The organism is Cupriavidus sp. SIMBA_020, assembly GCF_046535395.1.
Lineage (GTDB): Bacteria > Pseudomonadota > Gammaproteobacteria > Burkholderiales > Burkholderiaceae > Cupriavidus > Cupriavidus campinensis.
The window spans coordinates 1-237 of sequence record NZ_JAWRWU010001640.1; the positions used below are offsets into that span (position 1 = coordinate 1).

At 45.6% G+C, this 237-nt stretch carries 1 protein-coding gene; it reads left to right on the top strand.

Translation table 11 applies throughout. The annotated features are described in order from the left end of the window. Positions 1 to 237, top strand: a 237-nt coding sequence (locus SB751_RS35160; RefSeq protein ID WP_410749634.1) for a sce7726 family protein, incomplete at both ends; no start/stop codon positions are given.

Sequence of the window (237 nt, forward strand, 5' to 3'; positions counted from 1 at the left end):
CCTCGTTCATGCCAACGGGAAGTTGAGTGCATTTGAGATAAAGTCTCACGCGGATACTTTGAGTAGGTGGGGAGGTCAACAAGAAGCTCATTTAGCCTGTTTTGATGAGGTATGGCTTTGCTGTCATTCGAAGCACTTAATTAAGGCGCTAGAAGTCTCTATCCCCACTGTAGGAATACTGGTAGTAGACGATTATTCAGGGATGGCGATGGTAAGAAGCGCTAAGTCGAATAGATC